At 44.0% G+C, this 16181-nt stretch carries 12 protein-coding genes; 7 read left to right on the forward strand and 5 right to left on the reverse strand.

The features are described from left to right. Nucleotides 1-58: 58 nt before the first annotated feature. The 7 genes from NL645_RS18075 to NL645_RS18105 all read left to right on the forward strand — a co-directional run bounded on the left by NL645_RS18075 (nucleotide 59) and on the right by NL645_RS18105 (nucleotide 9358). On the forward strand, nucleotides 59-1264 hold the full coding sequence (locus NL645_RS18075) for an aromatic amino acid transport family protein (RefSeq protein WP_150918642.1): 1206 nt from the start codon (nucleotides 59-61) through the stop codon (nucleotides 1262-1264). 274 nt (nucleotides 1265-1538) lie between these two features. Then, nucleotides 1539-2663, forward strand: coding sequence for an HD-GYP domain-containing protein (locus NL645_RS18080; RefSeq protein ID WP_253652152.1), 1125 nt, complete (start codon nucleotides 1539-1541; stop codon nucleotides 2661-2663). An 87-nt stretch (nucleotides 2664-2750) separates the two neighbouring features. Continuing rightward, on the forward strand, nucleotides 2751-2969 hold the full coding sequence (locus tag NL645_RS18085; protein WP_005377723.1) for a hypothetical protein: 219 nt from the start codon (nucleotides 2751-2753) through the stop codon (nucleotides 2967-2969). Between the two features lie 324 nt (nucleotides 2970-3293). Continuing rightward, a complete protein-coding gene (locus tag NL645_RS18090; RefSeq protein WP_005394180.1) occupies nucleotides 3294-4058 on the forward strand; it encodes an ABC transporter ATP-binding protein in 765 nt (254 codons plus the stop codon). A 10-nt stretch (nucleotides 4059-4068) separates the two neighbouring features. Further along, complete coding sequence (locus tag NL645_RS18095; RefSeq protein WP_104971657.1) at nucleotides 4069-4953, forward strand: ABC transporter substrate-binding protein; 885 nt, start codon at nucleotides 4069-4071, stop codon at nucleotides 4951-4953. Further along, entirely contained in the window at nucleotides 4950-6926 is a 1977-nt protein-coding gene (gene fhuB, locus NL645_RS18100) for a Fe(3+)-hydroxamate ABC transporter permease FhuB (RefSeq protein WP_253652153.1), read from the forward strand. The genes NL645_RS18095 and fhuB overlap by 4 nt, the downstream gene beginning before the upstream one ends. A 209-nt stretch (nucleotides 6927-7135) precedes the next feature. After that, nucleotides 7136-9358 carry a TonB-dependent siderophore receptor gene (locus NL645_RS18105; protein WP_253652154.1) on the forward strand — a complete coding sequence of 741 codons (2223 nt, stop codon included), beginning with the start codon at nucleotides 7136-7138 and terminating at the stop codon, nucleotides 9356-9358. Between the two features lie 41 nt (nucleotides 9359-9399). Here the strand turns inward: NL645_RS18105 and NL645_RS18110 are convergent, their stop codons facing one another. The 5 genes from NL645_RS18110 to NL645_RS18130 all read right to left on the reverse strand — a co-directional run bounded on the left by NL645_RS18110 (nucleotide 9400) and on the right by NL645_RS18130 (nucleotide 16042). Further along, nucleotides 9400-9948: a hypothetical protein gene (locus NL645_RS18110; protein ID WP_012841863.1), complete on the reverse strand. Its 549-nt coding sequence runs from the start codon at nucleotides 9946-9948 to the stop codon at nucleotides 9400-9402. Nucleotides 9949-10200: 252 nt separating this feature from the next. Further along, nucleotides 10201-11976, reverse strand: coding sequence for an ABC transporter transmembrane domain-containing protein (locus NL645_RS18115; RefSeq protein WP_253652155.1), 1776 nt, complete (start codon nucleotides 11974-11976; stop codon nucleotides 10201-10203). 3 nt (nucleotides 11977-11979) lie between these two features. Then, a complete protein-coding gene (locus NL645_RS18120) occupies nucleotides 11980-13719 on the reverse strand; it encodes an ABC transporter transmembrane domain-containing protein (RefSeq protein WP_253652156.1) in 1740 nt (579 codons plus the stop codon). A 273-nt stretch (nucleotides 13720-13992) separates the two neighbouring features. Further along, complete coding sequence (locus NL645_RS18125; protein ID WP_182036571.1) at nucleotides 13993-14484, reverse strand: type II secretion system protein; 492 nt, start codon at nucleotides 14482-14484, stop codon at nucleotides 13993-13995. A 214-nt stretch (nucleotides 14485-14698) separates the two neighbouring features. Continuing rightward, entirely contained in the window at nucleotides 14699-16042 is a 1344-nt protein-coding gene (locus tag NL645_RS18130; protein WP_047008748.1) for a sodium/glutamate symporter, read from the reverse strand. Between the last annotated feature and the right edge of the window lie 139 nt (nucleotides 16043-16181).

A 16181-nucleotide genomic window follows, 5' to 3' on the forward strand; every position in this document is an offset into this window, starting at 1 on the left:
ACGCCGTTGCCCGATCTAATACCGATAATCCCTAATAAAGTGTAAAGATAAATATACGATGAGTCGTTCTAAAGTATTCGGTAGTACTCTAATTATCGCGGGAACTACAATAGGTGCTGGCATGCTAGCCCTTCCACTTGCCTCTGCCGGCATTGGTTTTTCAACTTCAATCATCATCATGCTCAGTTTATGGGCTCTGATGGCTTTCACTGCCTTACTCATGCTAGAGCTTCATCAGCATGCAGAAAGTAGTGCAACTCTTCATACTTTAGCGAAACAGATCCTGGGCCAAAAAGGCAAGTGGGTGGCAAGTTTTGCGATGCTGTTTCTGTTCTACTCATTGTGTGCAGCGTACATCGCTGGCGGTGGTGCTCAGTTCGGAGACCGCCTTGCACAATGGTTTGACCTTGATATTTCAGGGCCTACATCAACGATAATCTTTACCTTGATTGTGACTTTGGTTGTGACAGTTGGTACAGGTACGGTCGATAAAGTTAACCGCGTGTTGTTCGCGATGAAACTTGTTGCGATGGTTGCTGTGCTTTCTTTTCTTGCTCCAAACGTTACGGAATCTTACTTATTGAGTATGCCGATTGAGCAAGGTCTTATTGTAGCGGCGATTCCTGTTATCTTTACTTCATTTGGTTTCCACGGAAGTATTCCGGCAATTGTGAATTACTTAGATGGCGATACTTCTTCTTTGCGCAAAGCCGTTATTATTGGCTCGACGATTCCGCTCGTGATTTACATCTTTTGGCAGATCGTGACGTTGGGTGTGGTTAGCCAAAATACACTTATTGAAAACGGTGGGTTGAGCGCGCTTATTGGTCAACTATCGCAGACGGTGCACCAATCAAACTTAGGCAACATTGTCGGTGTATTTGCTGATTTGGCACTGTTAACGTCATTTCTTGGTGTGAGTTTAGGTCTGTTCGAGTTTTTGGGTGACACCATCAAAGGGAGCAACGATAAGCCTAATCGCTTGGTTGCGGCACTCGTGACGTTTACCCCACCGCTGGGCTTCGCACTTTTTTACCCTCAAGGCTTTATTATGGCTTTGGGCTATGCAGCGATTGCCTTAGCGATTTTAGCCATCTTTTTACCTCTGGTTATGGTGATCAAGGTTCGTAAATCGGATGATTTTACAGGAGAGTACCGAGTAGCTGGTGGCCAAGGCGCATTAGTGATAACGGGTATCGCTGGCACAGGTATCGTATTAGCTCAGGTGTTAATTACTTTGGGTGTGCTTCCTGCTTTGGGCTAGTTGTTTAGAACGTTCTCTGAATAACCTCTAGTTACTGAATCCATCGTAATCAATCAGTATTGTTAAGCCAACGAGTTTCGCTCGTTGGCTTTTTTAATCTGGATCAAATTACCGTAAGATATTCGGTGAAAGAATTGGTAGAAATGTGCTTTTATTTCGTACACTTAAGTTGTGGTATATCGATAATTTAAGTGGAGAAAACCGCTCAAAATACCATTGAATTTGCAACACAATGAGCTTCTCTTGTTTCTCTGCTTGGGTGTGGAGGTGAAGTATGGCGCACCGGAGTTTTTACCCGTTTGCAAAACCGCTTAATGAGCAACTGCAAACGCTAAAGGGCAGGATGCAGGCGCACTTGCCGTGTATTGATAGGGTGTCATTTGCTAAATATCACCCAAACCAAGATGTGCTCAAATCATTTGCAGAAAGTGAGTTCGACACTTGGTGTTTAGCCCACCATGAGTCAGCATTCCGTAAACTCCACCACCTCAATATTGCCTCCAAAAACGCGATTCCTCGCATCGTCGAAGACCTTCACGATATTAATCATTGTCCTCGGGTTCAAACCTTACTCAAACACGGATACCAGTCGTCGGTTGCGATTCCTTGTTACGACAATAAAGCATTTACAGGCTTTGTGTTTTTAAATTCCACTCAGCCCAATGCGTTTAGCTTAGAAGCGTTGAATAGTCTCAAACCTTATTTCGAAATGATTCAATTTGCGGTTGAATCAGAAGACCACGTCGTTAGCGCGATAGAAACGTTGGCGAACCGAATGCAATGTATGATGCCAGGCTACTCCCCTGAGTTTTATGCGCATACCAAACGAATGAAGTACTACAGCCAAGTCATCGCAACGCAGTTAGCGGATCGTTATCACCTGAATGATGAAATGGTCGAAGATATTGGTATTTTTGCTCAATTCCATGCGCTCAGTGATGTTCAGCTGCCAGTTGAAATTGCTAGTCGCCGAACAAATTATACTCAAGAACAAGAGGCGATATTGATGCAACATATTGAGCGTTGCATCGACTCGGCCGATGACATAGTGGCTCGCATCGGAAATCCGGTTCACCCGAGTGTGACTTTGTTTTTGCAGATGGTTACTTATCAATACGAAAACTTAAATGGTACTGGTTATCCGTATGGTTTAACCAGTGACGATATACCAATCGCCGCGCAAATTACGGCTGTCGCGAATGCCTTTGATTTTATGACGACGCACCATCCGTACAGACAAGCGTGGTCCATCCCATACGCATTGTTAGAACTTGAAAAATGGGTATATCAGGGATGGTTATCTCGAGAATGTGTTAATGCTCTGCGAGAGCATCAAGGTTATATAAAGAAAATCATCCACAAATATCCGGAGCACTATACAGGCTTGGGGTTAATGTGAAGAGCAGTAACGAAGTTGAAATGTTGACGAGGAGGAATATTTAAACAATACTGTTTTTATATACAGCAATAGGTTTGGAGGTGAAGTATGTTGTGGGAAACCCTTGAAAGAGTAAACCGCTTACGCCAACAAGCACTTGCAAATCCTGAGTTTGTTGAGTCAGCAAAAGAGCACGAACAAGCACTTCAGGAGCAAGAATACCATTATCAAACGAAGAAAAAGCGTTCAGCCAAAGACAAACAAGGTAAAAAGTCGCTGGCCGATATCTATAAAGAAGTAGAGTTTGGCGCTGACGCTCGTCATTAATTTATTCACTGCGGCATTTCTCATTTCTTCATGCGCCGCAGTATTCATTCAAATTTATGCGAGGGCAGTGGTAGACCGCTGCTCTCGTTGACCTGCGACAATCCACTAATGAAGTCATCCGCAACAAATAATCATTAACGCTTAGTAATTCTCTCAATGATCTTGATGATGTAATGATAATGACAACGGTTTGCATTTGTATCTTTGTTGTTATATAAAACCTCCCTTATTAATCGTTCTGTTGAATAAGAACGGCAAACGTGATGAACGAATGAAAGCGATTGATTAGCTTTCATTTGTGAATGGCTATTAGGTGAAGTAGGGATGTTGGAAGCTAAAGCACTCCAGTTTGAGATTGAAGGCAAGTCATTGCTAAAAGCGTTTGATGTGACATTTGAACCTGGGAAAACATACGCTCTTGTTGGGCACAATGGTTCAGGAAAATCCACATTGTTAAAGTTGCTGGCACAGCAACAGCCATACACCGCTGGTGACGTGGTTCTGCATGGAACGAGCATTAACGATCTCTCAGCGAAAAAATTCGCCCAACACATTGCCTACTTGCCTCAGCATCTTCCGGTGACCGACAGTATTTTAGGTCGAGATTTAGTCGGTTTTGGTCGTTACCCATGGCATGGTTTACTTGGTCGTTTGAGCAAGAAAGATCATGACATTGTTGAAGAATCAATGGCGATGACAGGAACACTAAAATACGCAGATCGCTTAGTTGATACGCTATCTGGAGGGGAGCGCCAACGAGTGTGGCTAGCCATGCTATTAGCGCAAAAAACTGAGTATTTGCTTCTTGATGAGCCTTTGTCTGCGTTAGATATTAGCCATCAAGTCGATATGTTGAAGCTCATCTCTAAACTCAGTAAAGAGTTGGGTTTGGGCGTTATTATCGTATTGCACGACATCAACTTAGCGGCGCGCTTTTGCGATCATATCGTTGCATTACATCAAGGTGATTTGATTGCACAAGGCAATGTTGAACAGGTGTTTACTGAACCTAAGCTAAGGGACATATACGGGATAGAGATGAAGATCTCTGACCACCCTGCGGGTTATCCGGTGGCGATGCCAAGCTAGAGGTTGAATAATGAGCAGTACAAACACTCGACTTAAGCATTTCTCTTTCGCTCTCTCACTTAGTGCGCTTTTGGTCAGTTCCTTTCAAGCAGTAGCTGAGGCGTCACCTCGGGTGATGTCGGTTGATTGGACACAAACTGAAACGATGTTGGCGTTAGGGGTCGTGCCCGTAGGCGTCGCTCAAGGGCAAGATTACGATGCTTGGGTAAAATCGCCACCGTTACCTCCTCAAACTAAGGATGTAGGGTTAAGAACTCAACCCAATATAGAGCGTATTTACGAGCTCAGACCTGACCGTATTTTTATTGCCCCGTACTTCTCCTCAATGAAGCATCGCTTAGTCGATATTGCCCCCGTTACCACCATTGACTTATATGAAAGTGGGATTACAGATTGGTCGGTACTTACTCGTTTCACTCGGAGGTTTGGTGAAGAGCTAGGAAGAGAAGCGGAAGCTGAGGCACTTATACAAAAATATGAAGAACGTTTCTCTTTATTAAAACAGCGCATAAACAAAGACCAGCCGCCGCTTTTAATGATTCAGTTTATGGATACGAAGCACGTTCGTGTTTTTGGTCAGAATAGTCTTTACTCTCAGGCTATCGAAAAGATTGGGCTGAGTAATGCGTGGAACGAAGAGACGAATAGCTGGGGCTTCAGCTTGGTCGGCATCGATAAGTTAGCAGGTATAAGAGCCCAAATTGTTATCGTTGAGCCATTGCCTCACGGTGGCGAAAAGCGGCTCTCTCAAGATCCGTTTTGGCAATACGTTGTTCAACAGTCTGGTGAGAAGGTCATGCAAGTCGCGCCTGTTTGGAGTTTTGGTTCTATGCCTTCAGCGCTTCGGTTCGCGGAGTTAGTTACGGCGAGTAAGGTCGAGGAGTTAGAACAATGAAAACCATGCCTTTAAGCCTTGTGGTGTTACTTTCGGCATTTACCTTTTCTATTGGTGCTTTCCAATTGTATCAAGCAAGTTCATTCTCACTGGCTCTTAGCAGTTTATGGAAACCTAACTTTCAATCTATCGATTCCGTCTTACTTCACTTTAGCTGGTGGCCTCGAGTCTTCACCACGATTATTTCTGGCGCCGGATTAGCGGTTGCTGGGGTATTAATGCAACAAGTTCTGCGCAATCCTCTTGCTTCGCCAACAACATTAGGTGTGGCGAGCGGTTCAAGTTTTGCTTTGATGTTAGCTACGCTATTTGCCCCTTGGATGTTGGATATAGCACCTAATTTGGTTGCTCTCATCGGCGGTGTGACATCGATGGGGTTGGTGATGCTGTTGTCATGGCGACGAGCGTTATCTCCAACGGTTGTCGTCGTTTCTGGGTTAGTGATAAACCTGTACTTTGCATCATTAAGTACGGTTATTCTGATGATGAATACCGAAAAGCTGAATGGATTAATGATATGGGGAGCGGGCTCGCTTGTTCAGAGCGGATGGGGTGATTTCTCGTATCTTGCACCTCGAATCGCACTTGCTACGGTTATCGCATTTGTGTTTGCAAAGCCGTTAAGTCTGTTAGAACTCTCCGAGCAAGGTGCCAAGAGTTTAGGTGTCTCGCTAGCCAAACTGCGCTTTGTCTGTCTTGGGCTTGCGGTGTTAATCACTTCTTGGGTCGTTTCTGCAGTAGGAATCATCGGTTTCATCGGATTAGCAGCGCCAGCGATTACTCGATTGATAGGTATCAATAAAATCCAGCATAAGCTTTGGGTATCAATGCTGATTGGTGCCATGTTATTGACTTTAACCGATTTGGTTATTCAGCAACTGCCGGGGCTAATGGCGAGTTTTATACCAACGGGAGCAGCAACGGCTGCATTGGGCGCTCCGCTACTGTTATGGTTGTTACCTCGCTTATCACAAAAGACGCAGGGCCATACTCAAACAGTGTTAACTCGACACCGTCAACATGTTTACAAGCTAAACCCTAAAGCGATCTCATTGGCGTTGATCGGCACGTTAATTTCCGTTGTTCTTTTTGCCACGGTTGCTGTGCAAAATGAAGGGTGGACAAACTTATTTTCTAGCCAAAATTGGATTTTTTTGGAATGGCGCGCACCTAGATTATTTGCAGCAGCAATTGCGGGGGCAATGTTGGCGATTGCTGGGACCATGATTCAACGCCTAAGTGGAAACCCAATGGCCAGTCCTGAAGTGATCGGTATCAGCTCAGGGACAGCGATGGGATTGATCATCGCGATGTTTACTGGGTTTGGTTCGTCAATTTTCACTCTTTCTCTAGGCGGGCTCGTAGGCGCATTAGCGACGGTATTGGTCATTGTGCTGCTAAACCGTAAATCAGGTTTTCAGCCGGAGCGCATTTTGTTGACTGGTATTGCTATTACCGCACTGATGAATGCAATACAGAGCTTTATTCTAGCCACTGGTGACCCAAGAAGTTATCAAGCATTGGCTTGGTTGTCTGGGTCTACCTACTATGTTTCGGTTGAAACGTTACTCCCATTGTCTTTATCTGCGCTTGTTTTTATAGGGTTGAGTTTTCTCTGCGTAAGATGGCTAGATATTCTTCCTGTTGGCGCCGCTTCCTCTAAAGCACTTGGGATTCGCGTTGATCGTTCACGCTCGATACTGCTGCTTTTAGTTGCTTGTCTCACGGTCAGTGCGACATTGGTTGTTGGTCCTATTAGCTTTGTTGGGTTACTGGCTCCGCATTTAGCTCGCTTATTTGGCTTTAACAAAGCGTCACAACACATGTTATGCGCCGCGATATTGGGTTCCGGCGTGATGTTGTTGGCCGATTGGTTGGGACGACAAGTTCTTTACCCGCAAGAAGTACCAACAGGGCTTATGGCGTCTCTCATTGGCGGTTTGTATCTGATGTGGGGATTACGTCGTTTGTAGATACGAGCTACGCCTCAACCAAGAAAGTAATTATACAAACAAGCACTCGCAGTGGCATTCGCAACCTATGCGAGTGCTTTATGCAAAACCTCTGGTTTGTTGGTTTGTCTTTTATGGAAACAACTGGCGATGCCGTAACTCGCTTTTCTTTCAGCGATCGCTGAAGTCATGAAGGGTTGGTTTGGCTGCCGACAAAAAAGGAGAATAATATGACTCGGCAGTTTATGCTGACACCAACGTCAATGGCGGTTGTATTAGCGTTATCAACGCCAAATGTCTTGGCTCAGGAAGATGAAAATATAGTTGTGATTGGACAGCAGCAAGACAGTGCAGTTGGTCCTGATTTTAGTTATCTTGGAGCGAAGAGTCGGGCAGCGACGAAAACTGATATTGCCATCAATGAAACCCCAAGAGCGGTATCTGTTGTTACGCGAGAACAAATGGATGATCGTGCCTCTATTAGCATTTCTGACGCGCTACAGTACACACCAAGTATTCAAACTAATTATTTCGGCGAAGATAACAAGCAAGATTGGTTTATTATTCGTGGTTTTAAACAGGCGAACAGCGGGCTGTATCAAGATGGTACCCGTTTATATTCTTCTGGTTTCTATAGTTGGCAAATAGATCCGTTTGCGTTAGAAAGGGTTGAAGTGTTACGTGGTGCAGCGTCTGTTCTTTATGGGCAAAACCCTCCTGGTGGGGTTATCAATGTCGTCAGTAAGCGACCTCAATTTGATGGAGGCTCAGGGCTTGTATCTTTGGAGTACGGTTCTGAAGACCGTAAACAACTTTCTCTTGACGTAAACTCTGAGGTGAGTGAGCAGTTAGCTTTCCGCTTTCAAGGGTTAGCGAGAAAAAATGGGACGAGAATTAGTGGGGTAGAAGCAGAGCGCATTCTTCTCTCTCCATCAATGACGTACAAATTTAATGAGACGTCTGAAATTACCTTTCTAACGAGCTATCAAAAAGACGACTCAGATCCTTATCTGCAATTTTTGCCAGTTGAAGGAACGTTAACGCCAAACAAAAATGGAAAGATCAGTGATAGTTTAGCGATAGGCAATCCCAACTGGGAGACGTTTGAGCGTGAGCAGGTGTCTTTAGGCTATGAGTTTTCTCATGCGTTTAATGATACCACTTCGTTTGTTCAAGCTGCTCGTTACAGTGAAATGGATGTTAAGTTGAGACAAATGTATTCGTACGTTTACTCGGCTGATGTACCTGGGTTGGGGCCGATTTTAGATCCATCAAATGAACGCAAGACTATACTTCGGGGCGCTTCAACAGAAGATGGATCATCTGATGCTTTTAATATCGATAATCGTTTGATGCACCAAGTAAATTGGGGATGCGTAGAGCATAACTTGATGTTGGGTTTAGATTTTCAAATGATCAGTATCGATGGTAAGGACTTTGCTAATGATCCTATCGTTGCTGATGGTAATGCATTCTTAACCACACCTATGGGAGCTTTGCCTGACCCTAGGTTTAATGTATTTAATCCGACTTATTCGGATAATATAATGTTACTCGATCCGAATACGCTACAGCCATTAAGCGAAACCGATAAGCAAAGAACGAAAATCGAGAACCGACAGCTCGGTGTCTACTTTCAAGATCATATGCTGATTAACGATAAATGGACAATGTTATTGGGTGCTCGTTACGACGATGCAAGTAACGAAGTACATAATGTTACCACGGGTGCTCGCACGAAAGTCGATAATGGAGAGTGGACGTTTAGCGTGGGAACGGCTTATATTTCTGATTCTGGCTTCACACCATACTTTAGTTACTCTCAGTACTTTGATCCAATCATTCAAGAAGATAACAATGGTAAGCCAGCGAAGCCGGAAAGCGGTGATCAATTTGAAATCGGTATGAAGTACCAACCGGACTCATTCGATGGCTATTTCAATATCGCAACGTATCGGGCAACAAAAGAAAATTTGGCTCGTATCTACTTGAGTGAATTGACGCAAATAGGAAAAATAGAAAATAACGGCGTTGAGTTTGAAGCTGTAGCCAATGTGACACCTTCTTTAACATTAATCGGAAACATAGCCTATGTTGATGCAGAGATAAAAGAAGACGTCAATAAGACATGGGTCGGCAAAACACCGTCTCAAGTCGCGAATACCGTATCATCAGCTTGGGCACATTATCGTTTCTTTGATGGACCTCTTGATGGCTTTTCGGTTGGCTTAGGTGCGCGCTATACAGGTGAGTCATACGGAGATAATGAAGAGAGACTAAAAGTACCAAGTTACTTTTTAATGGATGCGACGGTCAGCTATCGCATTGGAGATTACAAGCTACAAGTCGCAGCCAAAAATATCACTGATAAAGAGTACATAGCGACATGTGATGGTTTTTGTTGGTATGGCGATCGACAAAATATTATTGCCAGTTTAACTTACGATTGGTGATTTAACGGATAAATAAACACCCCTAGTGTAGGGGTGTTTATTTAGAAATCGGCTTTGCGGACAAAATGTGGGTTTTTGTACTTTTTCTGCGGACCAAACGATGATACGACGAGCTTGTTCCATAACGTTTTGTCAAACTCACCCTTTGGAATCGAAGGGTAGAGGGTTTCCTCTTCTTCTCTTGCAAAGTTCATATACTGTTTTTTCTTGATTTGATTGTACTTTTTGGCGATCTGGTTATGTTTTCTTACCCACTCCAGTTTGTAATTGTGGAGCACTTTTTCACCTTCTTCCGCACTCATTCGAGATAGGAACAGTCGCTTGTACGAGACCTTTCTGTCCAACATTGTGCGCATGACGGTTTGGATATATTTACCGTGGTGCGTGACAGTAATATCTTTTTCGTCAATAGGAGTGACGCACCAGCCTTTAGGTAAAAAGTCTGGCTTCTTAAACTGCTTATTACGCTCCATTAGCGCCTGATGTAAAATCAAATCAGAGGTACCGCGGAACGTTTTTTGCCATTTACCGATACGAATTTGAATCGAACCAGGCAAGCGATAGATGTTAGTAAACTTATCTTTGTCCATGGACTTGTGTCATGAGATTAATATGCATTATTAGAAAGTGAAAAACAGTCTAGTGCAAAGGGCGCCAGACTGAAGTACCGTACGATTTTACAACGACCTTGCGTGATATAGCGAGGGGTTATGTCAATAATAGGTAAGAAATAGAAAATTAGTTCACATTATGAAGAAATTGGAAGCTAATCAGGCTAACTTTTGAAGTTGGGCCGATTATGCCCATGCCTACCAAATAAAAAGAAGGCATGGGTATAAACATCACACCGCTTCTTCGAGTTGCTTGGTTTCTTCTTCAATCTGCTGTAAATGTCGGTTTGCTTGCTGTAACTGATACATTTGGGCATAACGACCATTTTGTTTCAACAGTGTTTTGTGTGTGCCTTTCTCTACTAACTCCCCATGATGAAGAACAATGATTTGGTCCGCATCCAAAATAGTTGAAAGTCGATGAGCGATAACGACTAGTGTCATGTCTTGTCTGAGTACTGCCAAGCTCTTTTGTATTAAAGCTTCTGTTCCTGAGTCAATATTGGCCGTTGCTTCATCTAATATCAATATCTTAGGTTTTACCACAAGCACACGTGCTAACGCCAAAAGCTGTTTCTGACCCGCAGATAGATTGGTTTCACCTTGACCTAACTGCGTGTCTAGCCCATTAGGATAACGGTGAATTTGCTCTGCCAAACCTATCTTGTCTAACGCATCCCATATTTGAGTATCGTCAACCGCTCGACCAAGAGAGATGTTTTCTCTGACTGAAGCAGGGAGAATATGTGGATCTTGTTGAACCATTGCCACATCTTTGCGAAGGACGTCTTTCCCTAGTGTTTTAAGTGGACGACCATCGATGAGCAGTTCACCACATTGCGTTGGATAAAAGCCCATCAATAGTGACGCTAATGTGCTTTTACCGCTTCCGGTATGCCCGACAAGCGCGATAAAGTCTTGGTGGTTGGCCTTCAACGAAATGTCTTTTAGGACGTCCTGTTTACCATCGTAGCTAAATGTGAGGTCTTTAAGTTCGATAGCACCTGACCTTAATTGCAGATGATCGTCCCCATAAGTTTGTTCTTTTGCATCAATCAATTCAAACACACGTTCGCTTGATACTAACGCTTGCTGAAGTAGAGCAAGCTGCTGAGTCATTTCAATTAATGGCTCAGTAACGCGCGCAAGATAACTGATAAACGCATACAGTACCCCCACACCAATCAACTCAATACCGTTAAAGCCAAAGATCGCAACCAAGCAAAGTAACGCGAGGCCAGCGAGCAAGTCCATCAATGGTCTTAGCAGATAGCCGTTTAGCCGAATCACTCGTTTAGATGCCACCAAATGCTCTGCGGTTAGCTCGTTGAACTGTTTATTAAAACGCTCTTCTTGTTGCATTAATTGAATGACACTCATCCCTTGAATGGATTCACTCAGATTCGCATTTATGTCAGTCAATAGGTCGCGCATCCTTCGGTAGCTTTCTGTACTTAGCTGCTTAAACAAGTACATAAAGCCGATGACGATCGGTAGTAATACGAGCACAACGAGTGTGAGCTTCCAACTCATGAAAAACATAACGCCAAGCATCACCACAATCATGACCACGTTTTTCACCACGGTCGCAATCAAGAGCTCATAAAATTGCTGTAAAGATTCCGTATCGTTGGTGATTCGCGATACCAATTTCCCCGCAGGAGTGTAATCAAACGCAGATAACGGCTGCTTAATCACGCCAGAAAATACTTGCTTACGAATCGTTTTGATCGTGTTAGCCGCGACAATGCTAAATTGCAATGACTGAAAATACTGGAATGCTGCCGATACAATCTGAAGAACGATATAACCTACTGCTAGCGAAATTAGAACATTCTGTGAATAGTCACCTTTAGCAATGTGCTCATCAATGAAATATTGAATCAACCAAGGGCCGCCAGCACTGGCTAACGCTGCAATAAACAGCAAGGCGAGTCCTTTAATCATTGGCTTTGGTTGAGATAATGGGTAAGACATTAACCGTTTAAACGTACTGGTCTGGTTCATTCATTATTCCTCCATCGCCTGTTCTAGTTTTTGGTACTCGAACATTTCGGCGTACCATCCCTGATGCGCTAATAAAACGCTATGTTGCCCACGTTCAGTAATGTGGCCGTGATTCAAGACAATGATCTCGTCTGCTGCTTCCAATGCGGTGAGGCGGTGTGCAATAACGATTAGGGCTTGATCACGGTAGTGTGTTTCCAAATTCTTAAGGATTTGATGTTCGGTTCGGCCATCAACAGCCGAAAGCGCATCATCCAATACCAACACTTGGGCATTCAACAGCATAGCGCGTGCTATCGCAATACGTTGTTTTTGCCCGCCGGAGAGTGTAATGCCTTTTTCACCGACTTCTGTTTGGTAGCCTTCAGGAAACTTCTCAATATCGTCATGTATACAGGCTAACTTTGCAGCTCTATAGACTTCTTCTTTCTCTGCATTAGGGTTACCTAAGGCAATATTATCGAAGATAGATTTGGAGAATAGAAACGGGCTTTGATTAACCACGGCAAAGCGGTTGCGCCATTGAGGAAGTAGGGCATCTTTAATCTCAACATCCCCGAATGTAATTGAACCGTTTGTTAGGTCGTGCTGACGCAAAAGCAGCGTTAGCAGGGTTGATTTTCCGCTTCCGACAGGGCCAGCTACTCCCAACATTTTACCGGGCTTGAGCTCGATTTTTATTTCGGCCAAAGCTGGTGGTAAATCACTGGACCAGTGGAAAGCATCGATATCAATTTTTAATGGCAGTGGTTTATTTTCTAATGGTTTATTACCACTGACAATTTCTGGTGTTTCATCAAAGATCTCTTGTAGGCGATTCCATGCTGCGGAGCCTCGCTCTAAAATATTAAATAAGAAAGCGAAGGCCAGCATAGGCCATATCATCAACCCTAAATACATCGTAAAGGCTGTTAGATCACCAAGCGTGATCTCTCCCTTATCGACAAGGTAAGCACCGGCAGCAACACTGAGAAGGAAAGAGAGGCCGATGGTGAGTTGGATAGCTGGATCAAATCTCGCGTCGACTCTAGCGACGGCGATATTTTTCTGACCAGTATCATCGACTACATCTTCAAAGCGCTGTTGTTCTTGATTCTCTAACCCAAAAGCTCGCAACATTCGCACGCCGTTAAGTGACTCTTGCGTCATGTCTGACATGGTAGAAAAGGCCTCCTGAGCAATGCGGAAACGTTGATGCAGTATACGGACGATAAAAAAGATGATGATTGCAAGAAACGGCATTGGAAGAAGTGCCATAACAGTGAGCTTCCAGCTAACTTGCGTTACCATGATGATTAAAACTGCAATACCCGTGATCAAGGAATCGGCTGCCGTTAAAACCCCTTCGCCGGCTGTCATTACGATGTTACGTACATCATTAGTACCACGCGCCATCAGATCACCGGTCTTATAACGTTCGAAAAATCGGGGTGGTTGTGTCGATAAGTGCCTATAGAGACGATTACGTAGAATGGTTCCGAGTTCCCAGCTTGCGCCGAAAAGCCAAATTCGCCATAAGATACGGCATCCATAAATGGCAAAGATCAGTGCAGTGAGTCCCAGGAGCCACAGAATCAGCGTATTTGTATCTAACGTGTTATCTACGACCCCATCAACGATGATACCGACCGCTTTAGGAGGAACAAGTTGTAGAGTTGATATCACAGCGAAAAGCAAAATCGATCCGACATAATGCTTCCACTTTTGTTGGAAATACCAACGTAACTGCCAGAATATTCTCATCACGCCTCCCGCTTTAAATTATTGAATTTGTTATAGAACTATTATTGAGCGAAATGATGAGTTTACAAGCACAAATTATTGGCGGTCGGAAAAACGATAGATTGTTTCGATTACGGGCGTGTGCGGTCGCGAATTACTTGTTTTCTCGCTGCAAGCTAACTATGAAACAACATTATGTGAAATAGTTGTTAATAATGGGTTTTGGGGCCAGTATTCTGCTAAAAGCGATGAAAGCACCAAAAGTGCAACTGTTACTTTCACTCACTAGGGGAACTAGCAGTCGTCAGTTTGTATTTTGTAGCTGACTTGGCCACCTGGAGTTTCTGGGTAGTAAACTTCGACATAACACATATGGTCTGGACCAACAGGTTTGTTTGCAAAGCCGATAAGGAAATAGGGTTCGTCCGGGCTGTCTACCCCGTACCAAGTATTGATAGTGAGCTGAGGGTCGAAACCTGCCAGCTCTTTTGCGGGAATGACATTCTTAATAAATCCAAAGTAACCAATTAGGTCGTTATTGCCGTCATTATCTAGATCAATGTTACGTTGTTCGCCGCCATCTACCGTCTCTTGAGATTGAATAACGGCTTTGGTGTACACAAAGTTGTTTGCAGTCATGAGCGCTTCCCTCGCGCCATATAGAACCGCCACTCGGGCATCTTTTTGCAGACCAAGAAATTTAGGAAGGGCAATAACACTAACGACACCAAGGATAATGATGCACACAATGAGTTCAATGAGGGTAAATCCTTGAGAGCGATGCACTGCCTTTTCTCCTTGAGTCATGAATAGTTTGGCGGCTATTTTGATATAAAAATGCGTAGGTCAAGTATTAAAAAAGGATGGGAAGGGGTGACCAAGCTTGCAGATCTTAAATATAAAACAAGTTGCTTATTTGTTGCATGCTGTTGGGAGGCGGTTATCGAATAAGGGGAGAGAGTTAAATTCGGGAGGATAAAATACCTCCCGAAATGAGCAATTAAGACTCGTTTGCGACGGCTTGACCGCTGCGCTTAAATACAAATCGCCAAATGAATAAGACAACGGCAATATAGGTTAGACCAACACCTAACGCTTGCCAGTGCATGCCGTTATACATTGCGATTGGCATAAGCGAGATGATGAAAATGTCCGTAATTGAGCCTGGAACATAAGCGATAGCATAGTCGTCTAACACTTTACTGCGCATTTTGGGGTCGACAATGCGTAATAACGCGATACCCATAGCGACTGTACCTGTTAACCATCCCCAAGAGAAAATGCCTTTCTCAAACCAGTCATCTCCCATGATGCGAGGTGCAACCCAAAAGATAAGCCATAGCGTGAACGCGATACCACCAATTGCGAGCACTACCATTGGCATTAAATACTGCGCTAGAACCGTGATCTTAATCGCTGAGATACCAAAGATGATCAAGTAATCCGTACTAATACCCGCTGCGTGTTTGAATGCGCCGTCACATAGGTAATGAGATGCCTTGGTTTGCTTAGCGATGATTCGAACTAACATACCGCCCAGAAAGCCAGTAACGAAAGTCGGAATTTGTACCTTATCGTGGAAAGAAGATAAGTAGTTGGCTGCTACATAAGAGAAAGCGGTTACCACTACAACCAGCGCCGCGTGAATCGCGAAAGAATCGACTGACAATGATGACATCGTATCTTTCATCACAGGCTCTTGATCGTCAGGTTTCACTAAGCCTTTGCGTTCGTGTTCGTCCATGCTGTCGAATGTCGTAAAGCTACGAATCCAGCCCATTTTCAACGCAAATTGAAGCATTAACATGCCCACAGAGATTGAAATAAAGATCCCAACCGTGGCGAACGTTAAACCGAGCGTGAAGCCATCTTCCCAACCAAGTCCCGTGAAGATTTCACCGACTACAGATGCTGAACCATGTCCGCCCATGAATCCAGCGGACATGGTTACGCCAAACCCAGGATTAATCTCAGGCCAAAAGAAGGTGGTAAGTACTAAACCAAACATTGCTGCAAACAGCCATTGCGACACGGATGCAATTTGGTTAAACGCCCACAATGAGCCTGCTCGTTGAGCAACCACTTTTGGTGACGGGACATCTGTTGCTAAACCCAACGCAGAAAAAAGTGCAGCAGTTAAGAGGCTTGCGTTTGCGGTAAAAGTATCTGTCCAAGGTAATACGTTAAGCAGAGCTGGGCCAAAAATAAGACCAAATAACCCAGCCAATACAGCTGATGGAATGTACATGCGTTGTAGTAAAGGCATATGTACACGAATTACTTTTGCTGCAATTAATAGTAAGCCAGCGATGGCTAAGTCAGTCAGCATTAGACCTTTTGGCATTTCTTGTCCTCCAGTAAATGCGTTCAAGGGGCTCATCCTTTTAACCAGCCTTGATGTAATAAATAACTTCCAGCACAAAACCACGAAAATAGTCACTCATGTGACATCGCGTCATGGTTGTTCTAGTCAGCACTCTATT

Source organism: Vibrio sp. Y51_MX_L26, from assembly GCF_024181935.1.
Classification (GTDB): domain Bacteria; phylum Pseudomonadota; class Gammaproteobacteria; order Enterobacterales; family Vibrionaceae; genus Vibrio; species Vibrio diabolicus.